Genomic DNA, 19,420 nt, shown 5'->3' with positions numbered 1-19,420 from the left:
GCTTCCCGGGCCGGACCGCGTCCGCCGGTCCGGCCCGCCGCCCCCTGCCGCTCCCCGGCACCGAAAACCAGACAGAGGCTGAGGACATGTCCGCACCCGCCAACGGAAACCAAGCCGCGGCCGCACCGGAAAAACTGCGGCGAGAACTCAAAGTCACGGACGCGGCCGCGTTCTCCGTGGGTCTCATCGGCCCGGTCGGCGCGATGGCGCTGCTCGGCGTGGGAGCCGCCGGGCTGCTCGGCGAAGGAGCCACCTGGGCCTTCGTCTTCGCCATCCTCGGCGTTTCGCTCGTCGGCTACGGATTCGTGAAGCTGTCGCAGCACATCTCGCACACCGGCTCCGTCTACGCGCTGGTCGGCCGCACGCTCGGCCCGCGCGCCGGGTTCGTCGCCGGCACCGCGCTGTTCACCGCGTACGCGACCATCGGCACCGGCTCGACCGCCGAAATCGCCTTGTTCTTCAACAAAGTCCTCAGCCAGCTGGGCCTGGTCAGTGCCGGGTCGGCCGAATGGATCTGGACCGCACTGGTCGCGCTGGTCCTGGTCGTCGCGCTGTCGCTGAGCGAAATCCGGGTCATCACGCGGATCCTGCTGATCTGCGAACTGGCCGGGGCCGCACTGGTCGGCCTGCTCAGCATCGTGATCATCGCGCGGGTCGCGACGGGCCACGGCCCGCACGGGCAGACGTTCAGCTGGAATTTCCTGCACCTGCCCGCCGGAACCGGAGTGGGCACGATCGCCGGGGCCGCGGTGTTCGGATTCCTCGCGTTCGCCGGGTTCGAGGGCGCCGCGTCGCTCGGCGAGGAGACGATGAACCCCAAGCGGGAAATCCCCCGGGCGCTGAAGATCACCATCGCGGTGGTGGGCGTGTTCTTCCTGCTCGCCATCGCCGGGCAGGCGCTCGGTTACGGCACCGGGCCGGACGGGGTGAAAGCCTTCGCCGCGGCCGAAGATCCGTACGGCGATCTGGCTGGTCAGTATCTCGGCAGGGCGATGAGCGTCCTGCTGAACCTGGTCGCCAGCGTCAGCCTGTTCGCGATCACCCTCGGCACCGTCAACGGCGCCGCGCGGGTCGGCTACGCACTGCTCCGCGACGCCGGAGTCCCCGGACCGGTCGCGCGGCTGACCAAACGCGGGGCCCCGGTCGGCACGATCGTCGTGACCAGCGTCCTGATCCTCTGCTTCGCCGTCGGGCAGCGACTGGCCGGCACCGGGGTCCTGGACGCGACTTTCTACTGGCTCACCATCGGAACCATCGCCCTGCTGGTGGCTTACGCCATGGCCACCGTCGGCGCGTTCCGCTTCCTTTTCCTCAGCGGGAAGCCGAAAGCGCCCCGCTGGCAGGCGGTCGTCCCGGTGCTCGCGCTCGCCTTCATCGCCTACACCATTTTCAAGAACGTGGTGGGCGTGTCGGGCCCGTACCGGTTCTTCCCGTACATCATTCTCGGGGTCCTCGTCGTCGCAACCGTCGTCGTGGCCGCGGTGCCCGGCCTGGCCGAGCGGGTCCGGACGCAGATCGCCGAACCGGGAGACAGCGAATGACCAGGATCGTCTGCGCGCAACTCGCCCCGCAGGTCGGCCGCCTCGCCGAAAACCACCGGCAGATCGTCCGCACGATCAGCGAAAACACGACCGCCGACATTCTCGTGCTGCCGGAACTGGCGACGAGCGGATACGTCTTCGAATCGCCCGCGGAGGCGCGGGAGTGCGCGATCCCGTCTGATGACCCGATGATCGCCGAGTGGGCGGCCGCGATCGACGGCGACTCGGTCGTCGTGTGCGGATACGCCGAACGCGGCCCGGACGGTGCTCTTTACAACAGCGCGGTGCTGTTCGACGCTACTGGTGTACTGGCCCGCTATCGCAAAACCCACTTGTGGGACCGGGAAAAGCTGTTCTTCACTCCGGGAAGCCAGCCGCCGCCCGTCACCACCACCCGCTTCGGCCGGATCGCGGTGATGGTCTGCTACGACCTCGAGTTTCCTGAGTACACTCGCCGGGCCGCTCTCGAGGGCGCCGATGTGATCGCGGTCCCGACCAACTGGCCCGAAGTCCCCCGCCCTGCGGGTGAGCGACCGCCGGAGGTAGTCATCGCCCAAGCCGCCGCCAGGGTCAACCGGGTCGCCATCGCGTGCTGCGACCGCTCCGGGCTTGAACGCGGTCAGCGGTGGACGGAGGGAACGGCAATCGTCGACCACAACGGCTGGGTCGCCGCCGTGGCGGGAGAGGACGGGCTGGCTTGCTGGGAGACCGAGCTTTCCGCGGGGCGGGACAAGAACATCAGTACCCGCAACCATCTTTTCGGGGACCGGAGGACCGATTTGTACGGACCGCCGCACTGACTTCCGGGCGGCGGGAGTTCTCCGGCGCGGGGCGTCACGATCGCCTGAGTTTCTGGCAGCCTGGTCGCATGACCACCGCTGACGACCCCGCCGCGCCGCTGCAACTCCTCGTCGGCCGCGAGATCAGCGCGGTCTGCTTCGTCCGCGACTACGTCGAACTGCACTTCGACGGCCCCGTCCTGCGGGCTCTCGCCAACCCGTTCGGTCTGTATGGCTGCCGCGCATGGCGCTTCCCGGAAGGACAATCGCCGGTCGTCATGCTTTCCTACATCGGCACAGTGATCGACCACTGCGAACTGCTCCCCGATCGCTACCTCGCGGTGGACTCCGGCGAACACCGCTTCGCCATCCCGCTGGACGAGGACTCGCGCACCGGCCCCGAAGCCGCCCACCTCGTCGGCATCGACGAAAGCGGCTGGACGGACCAACGACAGCTATGGATTTGGTAGCCCGAACTCCGAAACGGCGCGTTTAACTCGTTTCCGCAGATCTGTGTCCAGAATCTCCGAACTCGCCGCCCCGGGCGACATGCGGCCACCGTGCCATCGCTCGCTCCCGTTGACGTCCGTGAGGGCCACCCTGAGGGAATCAGATTCCCTCAGGGTTCCCCTCACGACATCCGCACCGACCCCATCGCGCTCCTCCACCAATGGACGGGCGGATCCCACTCGGGCATGTCAACCATCCTGGGTCCCGTAACCAGTCAAACGCTGGGAATTGCTGTCGTGCCGCATTCGCTCGCAGCACCACTCGGCCATTGTCTCGCTACCTCGTGCCCCCAGCACCGAATCCGCCCTGGCGATCACCGCAGCGGCCCCCCTGATCACGCGAAACCACCCCTATCCACGCCCCCTCCCACGGCAGTGAACGCGATCCTAGACGGCGTTCACCGCCACCCTTTGGAGGGAAACGTGCACAGATACCGGTTACTAGGCAGCGCCTTGCTGGTCGCGGCGGCCTTGCTCGTCCCGACCTCGACCGCGTCCGCCGCGGCGGCTTGCAGTTGGCGGGCGACGGCGCTTCCCGTGCCGGGCCAGGGCGGGATGCCGACTGCGACCGATCACCAGGGCGGCTTCTCCGGCGTCGCCGACATCGGCGGGCGGCAGCGGCCGGTTGCCTGGAAGAACGGTGCGTACTCCGTCTTCACCGTCATGAACGACGTGCTCAGCTACGAGGTGGCCGACGAAAACCGCGCGGGCACGATCGTCGGTACTGCCCGGGTCAGTTTCCCGGGGGTCTCGGTGAGCACGGCGTTCCGCTCTCGGGGCGACGTGCTGGAGGAGCTGCCGAAGCTGGGGAACAACACCAAGGCCGCCGCGCTCGGCATCAACGACGCGGGCGACATCACCGGCTACGTCTGGGGCGACAGCAGCGGCCTGACCACGGTGGTGCGCTGGCCCGCCGCGCAACCGGGCACCGTCACCGCGCTTCCCGGGCTGGCTCCGGACCCCACCCAGCCCCAAGCGGTCGACGAGGACGGCTCGGTCCTGCTGCTGCGCGACTCCGGTCTCGCGATCTGGCGGGCGGGCACGATCACCCCGCTCGGCACCCTGCCGGGCCTGCAGTTCCCCGACGGCACGGCGTTCTCCAACGGGCGCGTGGTCGGCAACGCCAGCTACAACAACAAGCCGGTCGGCGTCTATTGGGACCAGCAGGGCGCCGCGCACGTGCTGCCCGGCTCCAGCTACAACCTGTCCAACGGCAACCCGCAGCTCACCCTCAACCGGGACGGCCTGATCACCGGCCGGATCGACGTGGCGCACGGCGGCAACGACTCCAAGGGCACCGGCTACGGCGTGTGGCGGCAGGGTGCGTGGGTGTCGAACTTCGGCGACATCACGCGCGACCTCCCGTCCCGGATCGGCGACGACGGCACGGTGGCCGGGGCGCGCATGGACGCCGACGGGATCTACCACCCGTATGTCTGGCGCTGTTCCTGATCGACGTCCTCAGGCAGTGGTTCCGCAGCACACCGACGCGCAGATCGGCCCCGGTCGCCTTCCCCAGGCGGCCGGGGCCGGACGGCTCGCATAGCCCGGCCGCGAACGGGTACCCCTCCCGAGTACCGCGGTTTCCCGGCGACGGTCAGGAGGGCTCCATGCTGGCACTGCTCGGTCTGCTTCTGGTGATCTGGCTGGTGTGCATCGTGCTCGGGGTGGTGATCAAAGGCCTGTTCTGGCTCGTCGTCGTGGGCGCGGTCCTGTTCCTGGCGACCGCCGCGGTCGGCTTCGTGAAGCGGTCCGCGCTCGGCCGGGGCCGTTAACCCGTCCGCGGGCGGTTCAAACCTGGGCCCGGAGAGACGATCGCAACACCGTTCGGGGCGTCGGTCGGCTTAGGCTGAGGGCATGGCCGACACGACACCGCCGACTCCGCAGGAAGCGTTCGACCTGCTGATGGCAGGCAACCACCGCTTCGTCACCAGCGCCCCGGAACACCCCAACCAGGACGCTGCCCGCCGCGCGGCGATCGCGCCGAATCAGCATCCGTTCGCGGTCCTGTTCGGGTGTTCCGATTCGCGCCTCGCCGCCGAGATCATCTTCGACCGCGGCCTCGGCGACCTGTTCGTCGTGCGCACCGCGGGCCAGGTGATCGGCGGGGAGGTGCTCGGCAGCATCGAGTACGGCGTCGACCTGCTGGACTGCCCGCTCGTCGTCGTGCTCGGCCACGATTCGTGCGGTGCCGTCGGCGCGGCCCGGGCCGCCCTCGAAGACGGGCTCGCGCCGGTCGGCTACGTCCGCGACGTCGTCGAGAAGGTGACGCCCAGCGTCCTCGCCGCGCGGGCCGCGGGCCGGGTCGAGCCGCACGAGATTCTGGCTGAGCACGTCAAGCACACCGTCGACCTGCTGCTGGACCGCTCCCGGGTGCTCGCCGACCGGGTCGCGGACGGCCGGGCCGCGGTCGTCGGCCTGCGTTACCGGCTGGCCGACGGCAGCGCCGAGGTCGTGGCCGCGCACGGCGTCGACGTCTCCGCCGCCAAAGCGGTGTCCTGACCCCGCGCGCTTCGGCCGCGGAACCGGAACAGTGTTCCGGGGCTACCGTGGCCGAAGCGCGCGGATAGGACACCAGGGAGGCAGTGCATGCCCGAGCAACCCTTCGCAGGACTCCAGCTCGACGGCACACTGACCACCGACCCGCCCGAAATCGCCTACGCCGCTGCCGACTTCGGCGGCATCGTCTCCCGTCCCCCGCTGGCCGTCGCCCGGGTCAGCTCGTGCCGAGATGTCAGCGCGGTCCTCCGCTTCGCCGCGGAGCACGGCCTTTCCGTCACGCCACGAGGACAGGGCCACACCGGCATGGGCCAGGCTCAGGCCGCTTCCGGGATCGTGCTCGATCTCAGTGGCCTCAGTACCGTGCACGACATCAGCGACGACCGCGTAGTCGTCGACGCCGGTACGACCTGGGCCGAACTCCTGGCGGCCACGCTCCAGCACGGGCTGACTCCCCGCGTCCTCACGGACTACCTCCATCTCTCCGTCGGCGGGACGTTGTCCGTCGGTGGGATCGGCGGCACGAGTCACCGGTACGGGGTGCAGACCGACAATGTGCTGTCCCTCGACGTCGTCACCCGCGACGGGGCACTCCGGACCTGTTCCCCGACCGAAGCATCGGACCTCTTCGCAGCGGTGCTCGCCGGGTTCGGCCGAGGCGGGGTGATCGTGCGCGCGACCATTCCGCTCATTCCCGCGCCGGCACGGGTGCGGCGAGTCAAGATTTACTATCCGACTGCGGCTGAACTTCGCGCGCAGCAACGAAAACTCCTCCGCGAGCGCCGGTTCGACTTTCTCCAAGGACAGATCATCCCCGGCGACGCGGGCTGGCTCCATCTGCTCGACGTCGCCGCTTTCTCCACTCCGCCCGCCGAACCGGACGACGCCTTGCTCGACGGCCTCGGCTTCGACGCGGCTAGGGACAAAATCGAAGACCTCAGTTATGCGGAGTTCGCCACCCGGCTGGACGAAACCGTCGTTTATCTCGAATCCACCGGCGAATGGCGTTCACCGCATCCGTGGGCGAACCTGCTTCTGCCCGACCACGCCGTCGACACTTTCGTCGACGGGATCATGTCCGACCTCACGCACGCCGACCTGGGAGACTCCGGGCTGATCCTGACTTACCCCGTTCCCGCGGACGCGCTCACCACGCCCCTCTTCCGGGTGCCGGACGCGCCGACGATCTTCCTCGTCGCGGCACTCCGCTACGCAAGGACCGCAGCGATCGCCGAGCAGATGGTGGAGAGCAATCGCCGCTGGTACGACGCGGCGGTGAAACTCGGCGGCACCAGTTATCCAGTCGGCGCAATTCCCTTCACGGAGAACGATTGGCGGAATCATCTCGGTGAAGGTGAGTAGCAAGCCGGAAACCCGGACTCATCGGGCAATGAATCGGCCCGTTCCTCCGTCGCTCACGAGTCCCTGACACTCGCTCGGCACCCTCTCCCGCATGACTTTCCTTCGCATGGCCCTCGCCGCATTGGTGCTGGCCACGGTGACCATCGCGGCACCGCAAGCAGGAGCAGAAACCGGACAGGGCGTCGGCGTCGTCGAGTACAACCTCGGCGATCAGGCCTTCCACGATCCGACCGTGTCCGTGCCGATGGAGCTGGCCGCAGTCGTGCACTACCCGCGCGATCTCGGCGGACGGCCGCATCCGTTGATCGTGCAGGAGCACGGCAGCTGGTGGAGTTGCGTGGACCCGGTCGCGAAGACCCCGGGAGGCGACTGGCCCTGTCCGCCGGGACAGCGGTCGCTGCCGAGTTTCCGCGGCTACGACTACCTCGGGGAGAAGCTGGCCGAGCGGGGCTTCATCGTGGTGTCGATCAGCGCCAACGCCATCAACGCGCATCTGCTCGGCGACGAGGGCTACTACTCGCGCGCGCATCTGGTCAACAAGCATCTGGAGCTGTGGCGCGATCTCGCCCGCGGCGAAGGACCGCTGGCCCGCACGCTCGGCCGGTTCCGCGGGCACGTCGACCTCTCCCGGGTCGGGACGATGGGGCATTCCCGCGGCGGGAAGGGCGTGATGTGGCAGGCCTCCGACAAGCACACGCCCGAATGGCCCGCCGGGGTCCGGATCCGCGCGGTCGTCCCGCTCGCGCCGGTCTATTTCAATTCCACTGAGGACGACAACAGCGACGTGCTGGTCACCCGGGTGCCGTTCAAGGTGGTCGTCGGCACCTGCGACGGCGCGGTCCGCACCGTGGGCCTGCAGTACGTCAAGGACGCCGAAGGACGCAACCCCGACATCAGTTCGGTGACGCTGACCGGGGCGAACCACAACTTCTTCAACACCGAATGGTCCCCCGGCAAGATCGGCGGCGAGGACGACGCGCCCGCGGACTGCGTCGGCAAACTGTCTCCGGGACAGCAGCGCGGCGACGCCGTCCGCGAAATCGTGTCGTTCTTCGCCAGCCGCCTGCGGTGATTGACGCGAAACCGGGTTGCCGGGCGGTCAGAGCAGGCCCGCCTCGTCCGGCGTGACCTCGCAGGTGCGTTCGCGGCCCAGCGGCGCCGACACCGACGTGACCGTGCCGGTGCCGCAGCCGCGCCAGGCCACGGTGACGCCTTGCGGCTCGTCGCGGCTCGATCCGATCGGTCCCTGCGCTGCGGTTTCGGCGGGACCGACGTGATACGTGCGGATGTCGTCCTGGTCGGTGCCGTCGACCCTGGTGACTTCGTAGGCGAAGATCGCGACGCGCTGTCCGGCGGCCGGGAAATCCGGCGGCCACGGGTTGTCGAAGAGCCCGCCGCTCGGGGTGCCGAGGGTTTTCGCGGTGATCTGGTTCATCGTCACTTCCTTTGAGAGCGGGCTTGACTGTCGACGCGCAGCGCTTGCATCGCGGTGACCAGTTCGGCCACGTCGCGCGGATCGGTCAGCGACCGGTTGGTGAGTTCCCGGATCCGCCGCAGCCGGTAGCGGACGGTGTTGGCGTGACAGTGCAAGATCTGCCCGGCGCGTTCGGAAGAGCCGCCGCCGGAGAAGTACGCCTCGAGGGTCTCCAGGAGCAGATCTCGTTCGTCGGCGGGCAAATCCAGGACCGGGCCGAAGACCTGGTCGCCGAGCCTACGGCCCTCGTCGGGGTCGTAGGCGACGAGCGCGGCCAGCGGGCTGGGATCGAACGCGCGGACCTCGACGCGTTCGGGCGGTCCGCTGGCCAGTGCGGTCCGCGCCAGGTGCAGCGCGCGCGGAGTGTCGGCGAGCGACGTGTACAGCGGGCTGACCCCGGTGCGGGTCAGCGCCACCTCATTGAGCACCGCCAGCACCGCGCGGTATTGCTCGTCGCGCAACGAAATCAGCCCGGCTTGCCAGGCCGGAGTGAGCTGCCACGCCGACACGATGCCGAGCTGCCCGAGCCGCCGTTCGATGCCGACCAGGCTCTCCTCGGCCAGCCCGCGCGTCTCGGCCGCGACGACGGCGAGTTTGCCGTCGGGAGGCAGGCCGAGCAGGCGTCCGGCTTCCCACGGTCCGGCGCCGGAGAGACGCTGGCCGGTGAACAACGCCTCGGCCAACGCGGAGCGACGCCGTTGCTGGGCAACGAGAAGCTCCGCGCTCGCCGTCCGGTAAGCCTCGGTCACGTGCACCGCGTGCTCGTCGGTGACCTGCCAGAGCAGGCTGGCCGCGTCGATCAGCACGTCGGTGCTGCCGGTCTCGCGGGCGTGCCCGGCCAGCAGGTCCCACAGCATCGCGGTGCCGATCCGGTACACCTGCAGCACCTCCGGCAGCGGCGCGCCCTGGTGCGCGCGCCTGCTGCCGGTCTCCTGCGGTGCGCCCTGGTCCGGGTCCTCGATCCCGCCGAGCGCGTCGACCAGGAACCGCACGTTGACCGCGACCGAACGGTGCAGGTCCGCGCGCGGCACGATCTTCTCGTCGCGGTAGAGGTCGATCCGCTCGCACACCGTCGCGCAGATGTCCTCGATCAGCCGCGGCAGCCGCTGCCGGACCCACGCGACGAGCTCGCCGGCGGTCATCGGATCACGCCGCTGCCGCGTGGTCCCGGCACGTCACGGTGAGCACGCCGTTGTCGAGGCTGACGTCGATGACCGTGTTGTCGTGCGCTTCGCCGCCGAGCAGCGCGCGTCCGATCCGGGTCTCGACCTCGCGGGCGAGGAACCGGCGCAGCGGCCGGGCGCCGTACACCGGGTCGAAGCCCTGTTCCGCGATGAAACGCAGCGCCTTGTCGGACACCTCCAGGGTCATGTTCTGCTCGGCGAGCCGCTTGCGCAGTTCGCCCAGCATCAGTTCGACAACCCGTTCGATCTCCGGCAGCGTCAGCGGTTTGAACAGCACGATGTCATCGATGCGGTTGAGGAACTCGGGCCGGAAGTGGCCGCGCAGCGCCGTCATCACCTCGTCGCGCGCGGACTCGGTGATCTCGCCCTCGGCATTCACGCCGTCGAGCAGGAAATGCGCGCCAATGTTGGAGGTCATGATGATCACGGTGTTGCGGAAGTCGACCGTGCGGCCCTGCGAATCGGTCAGCCGTCCGTCATCGAGCACCTGCAGCAGCGCGTTGAACACGTCCGCGTGCGCCTTCTCGATCTCATCGAACAGCACCACCGAATACGGCTTGCGCCGCACGGCTTCGGTGAGCTGGCCGCCCTCGTCGTAGCCGACGTACCCGGGCGGCGCGCCGACGAGCCGCGAGACCGTGTGCCGTTCCTGGTACTCGCTCATGTCGATCCGGACGATGTTGTCCTCGGTGTCGAACAGGTCCGCGGCGAGCGCCTTCGCCAGTTCGGTCTTGCCGACCCCGGTCGGGCCCAGGAACAGGAATGAGCCGATCGGACGGCGCGGGTCCTTGATCCGCGACCGTGCCCGGATGATCGCGTCCGCGACCAGCTGCACCGCCTCGTCCTGCCCGATCACGCGCTCGTGCAGCAGTTCGTCCAGGCGCAGCAGCTTCTCCCGCTCGCCCTCCTGCAGCCGGCTGACCGGAATGCCGGTCCAGCGCGACACGACCGCCGCGATCTCCTCCTCCGTCACGACCTCGCGCAGCAACCGGGTGCCCGCCTGCCGCGTGGCGAGCAGTTCTTCCTCGCCCACCAGGCGACGCTCCAGCTCGGGAAGCTTGCCGTGGCGCAGTTCGGCGGCCTTGTTCAGGTCGTAGGCCCGCTCGGCCGCGTCGGCGTCCCGGCTGACCTGCTCGATCTCCTCCCGCAGCGCCTGCACCTTGTGCAGTGCGGAGCGTTCCGCCTCCCACTGCGTCCGCATCCCGCCCGCCTCGGCGCGCAGATCGACCAGTTCGCGACGCAGTTCTTCCAGCCGGGCGTGACTCGCCGCGTCGGTTTCCTTGGCGAGCGCGGCTTCCTCGATCTCGGTGCGGGTCAGCCGCCGGCTCAGCTCGTCCAGTTCGGCGGGCATCGAGTCGATTTCCGTGCGCAGCATCGCGCACGCCTCGTCCACCAGGTCGATCGCCTTGTCCGGCAGGAACCGGTCGGAGATGTAGCGATGGCTCAGCACGACGGCCGCGACCAGCGCGCTGTCCTGGATCTTCACGCCGTGGAACACTTCGAGCCGCTCCCGCAGCCCGCGCATGATCGAGATCGCGTCCTCGACCGACGGCTCGTCCACCAGCACCGGCTGGAACCGTCGTTCGAGCGCGGCGTCCTTCTCGATGTACTTGCGGTACTCGTCCGCCGTCGTCGCACCGATCAGGTGCAGTTCGCCGCGGGCGAGCATGGGTTTGAGCATGTTGCCCGCGTCCATCGCGCCTTCGGTGGCACCCGCGCCGACGACGGTGTGCAGTTCGTCGACGAACAACAGGATCCGGCCCTCGGCCGCGGTCACTTCGTTGAGCACCGCTTTCAGCCGCTCCTCGAACTCGCCCCGGTACTTCGCGCCCGCGACGAGCGCGCCGAGGTCGAGCGAGAAGACCGTCTTGCCTTTGAGGCCTTCCGGCACGTCGCCGCGGTCGATGCGCTGCGCGAGCCCTTCGACGATCGCGGTCTTGCCGACGCCCGGATCGCCGGTGAGCACCGGGTTGTTCTTCGTCTTGCGCGACAGGATCTGGATCACCCGGCGGATCTCCGCGTCGCGCCCGATGACCGGGTCCAGCTTGCCCGCCGCCGCGTCGGCGACGAGGTCGCGGCCGTACTTTTCCAAGGCCTCGTAAGCGGATTCCGGCGTCGCCGAGGTGACCCGCTGGTTGCCGCGCACCTTCCGCAGCACCTCCAGGAACTTGTCCCGGGTCAGGCCCGCGCCGCGCAACAGCCGTCCGGCCGCGCTCGAACTCCCCTCCTCCAGCAATGCCGCGACGAGGTGTTCGACGGACACGTAATCGTCCTTCAACCGCCCCGCTTCGCGATCGGCCGCGTCGAGCACGCGGGCTAGCCGGGCGGTCACGCGCGTTTCGCCGGGCGCGACGCCGGGGCCGCTCACCTTGGGACGGCGGCCGAGTTCCGCTTCCAGCTCTTGCCTGAGCCGCGCCGGGTCCGCGCCCGCCTCTTCGAGGAGCCGGGACGCGAGCCCGTCGGGCTGGTCGAGCAGCGCGAGCAACAGGTGTTCGCCGTCGACCTCCGGCTGGCCGTATTTCAGCGCGGCGGTCTGGGCGGCGTGCAGCGCTTCCTGGGATTTCTGGGTGAGCCGGTTGGGATCCATGGTCAGTCTCCGCTGCGTCGGGATCGGGTACGGAGGTCCGCTTCGAGGTCCGCGATGCGGTCGAGCAGGTCGGCGACCAGGCCGACCGCGGCGTAGTTCAGCGAGAACCCGGCGCGCAGCCGCTGGATCCGCGCCGCCGCGGACACCTGCGCGGCCGGGAACCACCATTCGCCGCGCGCGTCCTCGACCGGTTCCAGCAGGCCCAGCACGGTGAACCGGCGGACCAGCTCCGGATGCAGGCCGGTCGCGTGGGCGAACGTCGGCAGGTCCAGATGCGCCGCGCCGGGGCTGCGGCGCACGAGCGCGTAAGTCATCCCGGCCTCCTCGGGTTGTCGTCGGTGGCCGCGGCCAGCTCCTCGTAGAGCTTCCGCTGCTCGTCGGTCAGGTGCTGGGGGACGACGATCTTGACCGCGGCGTACAGATCGCCGGGGTTGCCGCGGTTGTTCGGGATGCCACGCCCGCGCAGGCGGAGCTTCCGTCCGCTGGACGTTCCCGCCGCGATCTTGAGTTTCGCTTCGCCGCCGCCGGGAAGGTCCATGGCGACGGTCGCGCCCAGCGCCGCTTCCGAAGGCAGCAAAGGAAGATCGACGGTCACGTCCCGGCCTTCTACCCGGTAGCGCTTGTCGTGCACCAGATGCACCACCAGGTACAGGTCGCCGCGCGGCGCGCCTTCCCCGCTGCCGTAGCCGCCCTGCCCGGCCAGCCGGATGCGTTTGCCGTCGGTCACTCCGGCCGGGATGTTGACGTCGACCGTGCGCGAACCCTCCGGACCGTCGAGAGTGAACGACCGCCGTCCGCCGTGGAAGGCCTCCTCCAGGCGGATCTCGACGCCAGCTTCCTGGTCGGCACCGGGGATCGGGCCGCGCTGACGGCCTTGGAAGCCGCCGAACATGCCGCCGAAGAGGTCCTCGAAGTTGACTCCTTCGGCACTCTGGAAACCGCTGCTCCGGAAGCCGCCGCCCGCCTTGGCGCGCGCGTAGGTGTCCGGGTCCATGTCCGGGGGAACCTGCCGGAAGTCCTTGCCGAACGCGTCGTAACGCTTGCGTTTCTCCGGTTCGGAAAGCACGTCGTACGCCTCAGAGACGGCCTTGAACTTCTCCTCCGCCCCCGGGTCCTTGTTGACATCCGGGTGGTACTTGCGGGCGAGTTTGCGGTACGCCTTCTGGATTTCATCTTGGCTGGCTGTCCGGGAAACGCCGAGCAGTTCGTAGAAGTCCTCGCTGTCGCTCATCAATCCGCCTTCGCGACCACGACCGCCGCGGGCCGCAACTGGTTCTCGGCGCCGCCGTAGCCGGGGCGCACGACCTGGACCACCGTGCCCGGCTCGACGCCCACCGCCGGAACGACCGACACCGCCTCGTGCACCTGCGGGTCGAACGGTTCCCCCTGGTCGTCCGCGTGCCGCGGGAACCCGAGGTTGGACATCGCCAGGTCAGCCTGCGCCCGCACCGCTTGCACCCCGGCAACGATGGTCGCGGGGTCTGCCTCGGCGTGCCCGATGGCCAGGTCCAAGTTGTCCAGCACGGTCAGGAGTTCTTTGGCGGCCCGCTTGCGTTCCTGCTGCCGCACCTGCACGGTGTCCCGGACGGTGCGCTTGCGGAGGTTGTCCAGATCCGCCAGCGCCGTGCGCCAGTTGTTCTCCAACTCCGCGACTCTGGCCTGGAGTTCGGTGCTGTTTTCCGCTTCCGCGGCGTCTTGCCGCTGGTTCTCCATGGCGGTCAGGAGGTGGTGAATTCGGCGTCGACCACGTCGTCGCCGTCGTCTGGGGATTGCGCACCGGGCGCGTCGCCCGCGGTGGACGCGACCGCGGACAGACCGTGGAACAACTGCTGGAGTTCCGAGGTCATCGACCGCAGCTTCGCCAGGCTCGGCTCGTCCTGCTTGAGGAGGTCCCGGGCGTCCACGGCAAGGTTCTCCGCGCGAGCCTTCTCGTTGACCGGCACCGCGTCGCCCAGCTCGGAGACACTTTTCTCCACCTGGTAAACGGCGCTGTCGAGGGTGTTGCGAGCGTCGACGATCTCGCGCAGCTTCGCGTCCTCGGCCCGGTGCGCCTCGGCGTCGGCGACCATGCGGTCGACGTCCGCGGAGTCCAAATTGGAGCTTTCGGAGATGGTGATGGTTTGCTCCCGGCCCGAATTGGTGTCCTTGGCCGAGACGTTGAGGATGCCGTTGGCGTCGATGTCGTAGGTGACCTCGATCTGCGGCACGCCGCGCGGGGCGGGCGGGATGTTCTCGAGCCGGAACCGGCCGAGCACCCGGTTGTCCGCCGCCTTCTCGCGTTCGCCCTGCAGGACCACGATGTCCGCTGCGGACTGATTGTCCTCGGCGGTGGAGAAGGTTTCCTTGCGCCGGGCCGGGATCGTGGTGTTGCGGTCGATGACCTTGGTCATCACGCCGCCCATCGTCTCGATGCCCAGCGAAAGCGGGGTGACGTCCAGCAGCAGGACGTCCTTGGCCTCGCCCTTGATGATGGCCGCCTGGACCGCCGCGCCGAGGGCGACGACCTCGTCCGGATTGACCGTCATGTTCGGGTCTTTGCCGCCGGTCATGCGCCGCACCAGCGCCTGCACCGCCGGAATCCGCGTCGAACCGCCGACCAGGATGACCTCGTCGATGTCGTTCGCGGTGAGCTTCGCGTCGGCCAGCGCCCGCTCCACCGGCACCTTGCAGCGCTCGACGAGGTCGGAGGTGATCTGGTCGAAAGTGGAGCGCATCAACGTCGTGTTCAGGTGTTTCGGCCCCGAGGCGTCCGCGGTGATGAACGGGAGGTTGATCGTGGTCTGTGTGACCGAGGACAGCTCTTCCTTCGCCTTGGACGCGGCCTCGAACAACCGTTGCAGCGCTTGCGGATCCGCCCGCAGGTCGATGCCGTTCTCCTGCTCGAACTGGTCCGCGAGATGGTCGACGACCCGGCGGTCGAAGTCGTCGCCGCCGAGATGCGTGTCGCCCGCGGTCGAACGCACTTCCACGACGCCGTCGCCGATGTCCAGCACGCTGACGTCGAACGTGCCGCCGCCGAGGTCGAACACCAGCACCGTCTCGTGCTGCTTCTTGTCGAGCCCGTAAGCCAGCGCCGCCGCGGTCGGCTCGTTGATGATCCGCAACACCTCGAGCCCCGCGATCCGGCCCGCGTCCTTCGTCGCCTGCCGCTGCGCGTCGTTGAAGTACGCCGGCACCGTGATGACCGCCTCGGTGACCTTCTCGCCCAGGAACTTCGACGCGTCGTCCACCAGCTTGCGCAACACGAGCGCCGAAACCTCCTCCGGCGCGTATTTCTTGCCGTGCACGTCGAACCGCACCGCGCCGTCCGGCCTCGGCACGACGTCGTAGGACACCGCGTCGATCTCACTGGCCACCTCGTCGAACCGGCGGCCGATGAACCGCTTCGCCGACGAGATCGTGCCCTTCGGATTCATGATCGCCTGCCGCCGCGCGAGCTGCCCGACCAGCCGCTCGCCCGAATCGGTGTACGCGACCACCGACGGGGTCGTCCGAGCCCCGTCCGCATTGGCGATCACCGCGGGCTGACCGCCCTCCAGCACCGCGATGACCGAGTTGGTCGTCCCCAGGTCGATGCCCACCGCTTTCGCCACGACGCCGTTCCTTTCCGGGATTTTCTTCTCCTGCCCGAATACCTCCGGACAGGGCGAGTCCGAGGTCTGGTGTACTGGAGAAGGAAAGGGGGCGTCAACACGGGATGATCTTCACTGGCGCGTTTTCCAGGGGAATTGTCTTGCGATTGTGGGACGCGCCAAAGAAGATTGTTCCGCGACACAAAGGGGCGACCGGAAAGCCGCGCTACCCGGCGGGGAGCTCCAGCCCCACGTCCCGCGCCAGCGTCCGAGCAGCCTGGTTGCGGGCCAGCGAGGGGTACTCGGCCAGCACCCGGCGCAGTTCTCCCGTGATGAAACCCGTCCCAGCGGCGACGAATTCGTCGGCGGAGCAATGCACTACGGCATCCAGATAGGTCGGAGTGCCCCGGAGGGAACCTCGATCGAAGTCGAAGACGATGAGTTCGGCGTTCTCGGTGAAGTCGATCGTCCAGGTTCCGCTTCCTGTCCGGGCGACGGCCATCACGTTCCGCACGCAGAACATGGCGTCGAACAGCGGCACCCAGCCCCACGGAGGCCCGATCCCGATTCCGGCATGGGAGATCGAAAACTGGCCGAGGAAGAAATACCACTGCAAATCGTGTTGGGAAATGGCAGCCAAGCCGTCAGCATGGGCATGTTCTCGCCCAGCAGGCGTGTAGACGGGACTCGGCGAGAAAGAAATTTCCACAAGCCACTCTCCTAGCGCCGACCAGGCAGCAAAGCGTGGGTCAACTGTGCGAGCAGGGCGCTGGCATCAGCGGCAACGACGACAGCCGTGTTCACCCCGGGCGTCGCCTCCCCAATCCGAGTCTGCCCCCGCCGCTCCCCGACGTCGACGGTGACCGACGCGTGGCGGAACCTGGCGATCGACGGGTCGAGCAGGATCGCGGCGGCCAAGGGGTCATGCAGCGGAAAAGCAGGCACCTTTCCAGGCATGGCAAGGAGCATCGCCGCCATCCGCCCCCACAGCCGGTCCTGATCGGCAGCGAGGCGTTCTAGCCATAGCCGGGTGACGGTGGCTTTGCGAGTCACATCGAGAGGGACCAGCGTCAGGTCGAACCCAGCAGCCACGACCTGGGCCGCCGCCTCCGGATCGTGCCACACATTGCTTTCCGCGCAGTCGCTGATGTTGCCCTTCACCTCGAATGCGCCAGCCATCGACACCACACGCCGGACCAGTCGGGGCAACTCGGGTTCAGCCCGCAGAGCGAGCGCGACATTGGTGAGCGGGCCGAGCGTCAGAAGATCGACCCGGCCGGGGCTCTCCCGAGCAAGACGCACCAGTTGCTCAGCGGCGGTTTCCTCCCGCACGGGCGTCCGCTTCGGCGAACCCGCCGCTTTGCCCAGGAGGTCTTCGGGGTGGGCGAGATGCAGAGGACGGGCAAGCGGATCAGAAGCTCCTACCGCGACCGGTGTCGAGTGATCCCCCGCGAGCTCGAGCGCTCGCAAGCCGTTGTCGGCCGCGGCCGCCGCGGACACGTTGCCGTGCACTGAACCCACGCCGACGATCTCGACCCCGGGCGCACGGGCCAGGAGAACAAGAGCAAGCGCGTCGTCGACACCGCTATCCTGGTCGACAATGACGGTGGTCGTGGTCGCCATAAGACATCTTCTCCGGAGAACGGCGAACGACGCAAACTTCGCCGTCAACCGAACCGGAGAACAACACGTCGAACGCGGCCACCGCCAGCTTCGGCAGTGACCGCGTTCGGCGGAAAATCAGATACCCATGCTCGCACCAAGGCTGTCCAGCGCCTTGGTGACCATGCCCTGGGCGGTCGCGTTCAGGTTGGAGTTGGTGCCGTTCACGACCCAGTCCGAACCGGAGAAGATCACCACGGTCACGCCGTTGTCGACGCCGCCGTCAGTGCCGCTGCTGTTCATTCCCAGCAGCGAAGCCGCCTTCACCGACGCCTCGCCCAATTCGCGCGAGTCGTTGTCCGAAGTGTCCTGGTCGTTCGCGGTCTGCGTGTCGCCGAAGATCGCGCCGATCACCTTGCTCTTGTAGAACATCAGCGCGAACTGACGGCCCTTGATGCCGTGTTCCTTGTAGAAGAAATGCGGGCAAGGGCTCTTCTTGTCGTAGCAGTCGTCGCCGAGGACGTAGAACGGCACGTGGTGCGCGCCGAGCGACTTTCCGTTGCTGTCCTTGAAAGTCGTCGTGCCCTGGTGGTCGGGATCGGGGTCCGGGTCGCTGCCGTCGGTGTCGACGGCCAGTCCGGAACCGTAGGCGTAGACGCCCTTCGCCACCTGGTAGACGTTGACGTTCTTGGCCCGCGTCATGGTGTTGATGTGCGGTTTGGAGTTGACCTTGTTCGCGTCCGTGCTGTTCTTCTTGACGCCGGCCAGCACCTGCGCGGCCGTATAGGACTTGGCGGTGGCGTCGGCGGTTTCCGCGTGCGCGGAGTTGACCGCGAGCGGCACGGCGAGCCCCAGGGCGGCGCCGACCACAGCGAAACGCCTACGGGAGGATGACATGACCGGGCGACCTCCAGCCTTCATTAGGAAAACTTCCTAACATAGTGAACCACCCGTGACCGGCCCGTGTCACGAGGTGATTCCCAGAAAGTCCGCGGCGGCCGCCTGGTGCTGGGAATCCACGCCGGACAGGTGCCGCTGACCGGAACTCCGCCGCCCAGCCGGGCCCAGCAGACCCGGACTGGTCGTGAGGGGAACCCTGAGGGAATCTGATTCCCGCAGGGTTCCCCTCACGACCGACAGCGGGCCTAGGACGCGCAGTAGGCCTTCAGCGCCGCGTTGCCGAGCGTGGTCTGCCCCCGGGTCGCGGCTCCGGCCAGATGGTTCTCATTGGCCGCCACCAGCACCTGCTTGCTGCCGTCGTCGCTGGTCAGCCACGTGTTGAAGTAGCCGAGCACCCCGCCGCTGTGATTCCACGCCATTCCGCAGGCCGTCGGCGAAAGGCCGATCCCCAGCCCGTACTGGTTGCCCGCGTTGTCGATCGGCACCGTCGTCTTCAATTCGGCCTGCTGCTGCGGCGGCAGGAGCTTTCCGCTCAACAGCGCGCGTTCGAACGTCGCCAGATCGTCCTCTGTGGACACAATGGCGCCCGCGGTCCCGAACGCCTGCACATTCGAGACGGTGAAGTCGTTGTAGAACAGACCGAACGAGATGTAGTAGCCGTTCAGGTAATTGCCGCTCAACCCCGGGTCGGCGGTCGGGAACGAGGTGTTGCTCAATTCGAGCGGCTCGAAAATGCGCCGCTGCATCTCGACGGCCGGTTCGTTTCCGGTCACCGCCTTGATCACCATGCCGGCGAGGATGTAGTTGGTGTTCGAGTAGTGGAACGACGTGCCCAGCGACGGATGCGACGTCGCGATGTCCACCAGCGTCTGCGGCGGCCACGCCTGGCGCGGGTTGCTGTTCGCGACGTAGGAGTTGAGGAACCGCGAGTCGCCCGTGTAGTCCGGCAATCCGGAGGTCTGGTGCAGCACCTGCCGGACGGTGATCTTCGTGCCGTCGTTCCCGTTGGCGTTCACCGCGCCGGGCAGCCAGCGGGCGACGGTGTCGTCGAGGGAGAGCTTGCCTTCGGCTTCCAGTTGCAGCAGCACCGCGGCGGTGAACGCCTTGGTGTCGCTGCCAATCCGGAACTGCGCTTTCGGGTCCGCCGGGGTCTTGGTGGTGAGGTTTCCGTATCCGGCGTGGATGTACTGCGTGCTTTCGCCGTTGCGGACCAGCCCGATCACCCCGGGGTATCCCGCGCTGACGCCGGCCTGGGCGCCCGCTTGGAGGATGTCGGCGGGCGTTTCCGCCGAAGCCGGGCTGGCCAGGCCGATCAAGGCGGCCGCGACCGCCACGGCACCGAAAGCTTTGCGTCTCATCGCACTCCTCAAGGTCGACAGCCGCCGGGTTTCCGGCGAGAGGCGTGCGCACC

The 19,420-nt window shown here is 68.3% G+C and carries 19 protein-coding genes; 8 read left to right on the top strand and 11 right to left on the bottom strand.

Features of this window, described 5'->3' with window-relative positions:
- The first annotated feature begins 86 nt into the window (after positions 1 to 86).
- The 8 genes from WA670_RS28340 to WA670_RS28305 all read left to right on the top strand — a co-directional run bounded on the left by WA670_RS28340 (position 87) and on the right by WA670_RS28305 (position 7,762).
- A complete protein-coding gene (locus WA670_RS28340) occupies positions 87 to 1,541 on the top strand; it encodes an APC family permease (protein WP_336159357.1) in 1,455 nt (484 codons plus the stop codon).
- Entirely contained in the window at positions 1,538 to 2,341 is an 804-nt protein-coding gene (locus tag WA670_RS28335) for a nitrilase-related carbon-nitrogen hydrolase (RefSeq protein WP_336159356.1), read from the top strand. The genes WA670_RS28340 and WA670_RS28335 overlap by 4 nt, the downstream gene beginning before the upstream one ends.
- Positions 2,342 to 2,409: 68 nt before the next feature.
- The gene (locus WA670_RS28330; protein ID WP_051729785.1) at positions 2,410 to 2,790 is read left to right on the top strand and encodes a hypothetical protein; all 381 of its coding nucleotides are present in this window, start codon (positions 2,410 to 2,412) and stop codon (positions 2,788 to 2,790) included.
- Positions 2,791 to 3,384: 594 nt separating this feature from the next.
- Positions 3,385 to 4,281 carry a hypothetical protein gene (locus WA670_RS28325; RefSeq protein ID WP_336159355.1) on the top strand — a complete coding sequence of 299 codons (897 nt, stop codon included), beginning with the start codon at positions 3,385 to 3,387 and terminating at the stop codon, positions 4,279 to 4,281.
- A gap of 158 nt (positions 4,282 to 4,439) precedes the next feature.
- On the top strand, positions 4,440 to 4,604 hold the full coding sequence (locus WA670_RS28320) for a hypothetical protein (protein WP_167754393.1): 165 nt from the start codon (positions 4,440 to 4,442) through the stop codon (positions 4,602 to 4,604).
- An 82-nt stretch (positions 4,605 to 4,686) separates the two neighbouring features.
- The gene (locus WA670_RS28315) at positions 4,687 to 5,331 is read left to right on the top strand and encodes a carbonic anhydrase (protein ID WP_037820036.1); all 645 of its coding nucleotides are present in this window, start codon (positions 4,687 to 4,689) and stop codon (positions 5,329 to 5,331) included.
- Positions 5,332 to 5,418: 87 nt separating this feature from the next.
- Positions 5,419 to 6,690, top strand: coding sequence for an FAD-binding protein (locus WA670_RS28310; RefSeq protein WP_336159354.1), 1,272 nt, complete (start codon positions 5,419 to 5,421; stop codon positions 6,688 to 6,690).
- Between the two features lie 91 nt (positions 6,691 to 6,781).
- Entirely contained in the window at positions 6,782 to 7,762 is a 981-nt protein-coding gene (locus WA670_RS28305) for an alpha/beta hydrolase family protein (protein WP_336159353.1), read from the top strand.
- 27 nt (positions 7,763 to 7,789) lie between these two features.
- Here the strand turns inward: WA670_RS28305 and WA670_RS28300 are convergent, their stop codons facing one another.
- The 11 genes from WA670_RS28300 to WA670_RS28250 form a co-directional block, all read right to left on the bottom strand.
- Positions 7,790 to 8,125 (bottom strand): hypothetical protein, encoded by a 336-nt coding sequence (locus WA670_RS28300; protein ID WP_336159352.1) that lies wholly within the window; start codon positions 8,123 to 8,125, stop codon positions 7,790 to 7,792.
- 2 nt (positions 8,126 to 8,127) lie between these two features.
- The gene (locus tag WA670_RS28295; protein WP_336159351.1) at positions 8,128 to 9,306 is read right to left on the bottom strand and encodes a PucR family transcriptional regulator; all 1,179 of its coding nucleotides are present in this window, start codon (positions 9,304 to 9,306) and stop codon (positions 8,128 to 8,130) included.
- Between the two features lie 4 nt (positions 9,307 to 9,310).
- A complete protein-coding gene (gene clpB / locus WA670_RS28290) occupies positions 9,311 to 11,935 on the bottom strand; it encodes an ATP-dependent chaperone ClpB (RefSeq protein ID WP_238604773.1) in 2,625 nt (874 codons plus the stop codon).
- Between the two features lie 2 nt (positions 11,936 to 11,937).
- Positions 11,938 to 12,249, bottom strand: a complete 312-nt coding sequence (locus tag WA670_RS28285; RefSeq protein WP_238604772.1) for a chaperone modulator CbpM — start codon at positions 12,247 to 12,249, stop codon at positions 11,938 to 11,940.
- On the bottom strand, positions 12,246 to 13,166 hold the full coding sequence (locus WA670_RS28280) for a DnaJ C-terminal domain-containing protein (protein ID WP_336159350.1): 921 nt from the start codon (positions 13,164 to 13,166) through the stop codon (positions 12,246 to 12,248). The genes WA670_RS28285 and WA670_RS28280 overlap by 4 nt, the downstream gene beginning before the upstream one ends.
- A complete protein-coding gene (locus WA670_RS28275) occupies positions 13,166 to 13,648 on the bottom strand; it encodes a nucleotide exchange factor GrpE (RefSeq protein WP_336159349.1) in 483 nt (160 codons plus the stop codon). Before WA670_RS28275 ends, WA670_RS28280 begins: the two co-directional genes overlap by 1 nt.
- A 5-nt stretch (positions 13,649 to 13,653) precedes the next feature.
- The gene (gene dnaK / locus WA670_RS28270) at positions 13,654 to 15,528 is read right to left on the bottom strand and encodes a molecular chaperone DnaK (protein ID WP_336159348.1); all 1,875 of its coding nucleotides are present in this window, start codon (positions 15,526 to 15,528) and stop codon (positions 13,654 to 13,656) included.
- 205 nt (positions 15,529 to 15,733) lie between these two features.
- A complete protein-coding gene (locus tag WA670_RS28265) occupies positions 15,734 to 16,147 on the bottom strand; it encodes a hypothetical protein (protein ID WP_336159347.1) in 414 nt (137 codons plus the stop codon).
- Positions 16,148 to 16,227: 80 nt separating this feature from the next.
- A complete protein-coding gene (locus WA670_RS28260; protein ID WP_336159346.1) occupies positions 16,228 to 17,130 on the bottom strand; it encodes a nucleoside hydrolase in 903 nt (300 codons plus the stop codon).
- Between the two features lie 117 nt (positions 17,131 to 17,247).
- Positions 17,248 to 17,979 (bottom strand): glycoside hydrolase family 75 protein, encoded by a 732-nt coding sequence (locus WA670_RS28255; RefSeq protein WP_336159345.1) that lies wholly within the window; start codon positions 17,977 to 17,979, stop codon positions 17,248 to 17,250.
- Between the two features lie 275 nt (positions 17,980 to 18,254).
- The gene (locus WA670_RS28250; RefSeq protein ID WP_336159344.1) at positions 18,255 to 19,367 is read right to left on the bottom strand and encodes a serine hydrolase domain-containing protein; all 1,113 of its coding nucleotides are present in this window, start codon (positions 19,365 to 19,367) and stop codon (positions 18,255 to 18,257) included.
- Positions 19,368 to 19,420 lie beyond the last annotated feature (53 nt).

The organism is Amycolatopsis sp. VC5-11, from assembly GCF_037034185.1.
Taxonomy (GTDB): Bacteria; Actinomycetota; Actinomycetes; order Mycobacteriales; family Pseudonocardiaceae; genus Amycolatopsis; species Amycolatopsis nivea.
The sequence above is the reverse complement of the archived record's forward strand: the minus strand, read 5'-3'. Positions and strand labels throughout refer to the sequence as shown.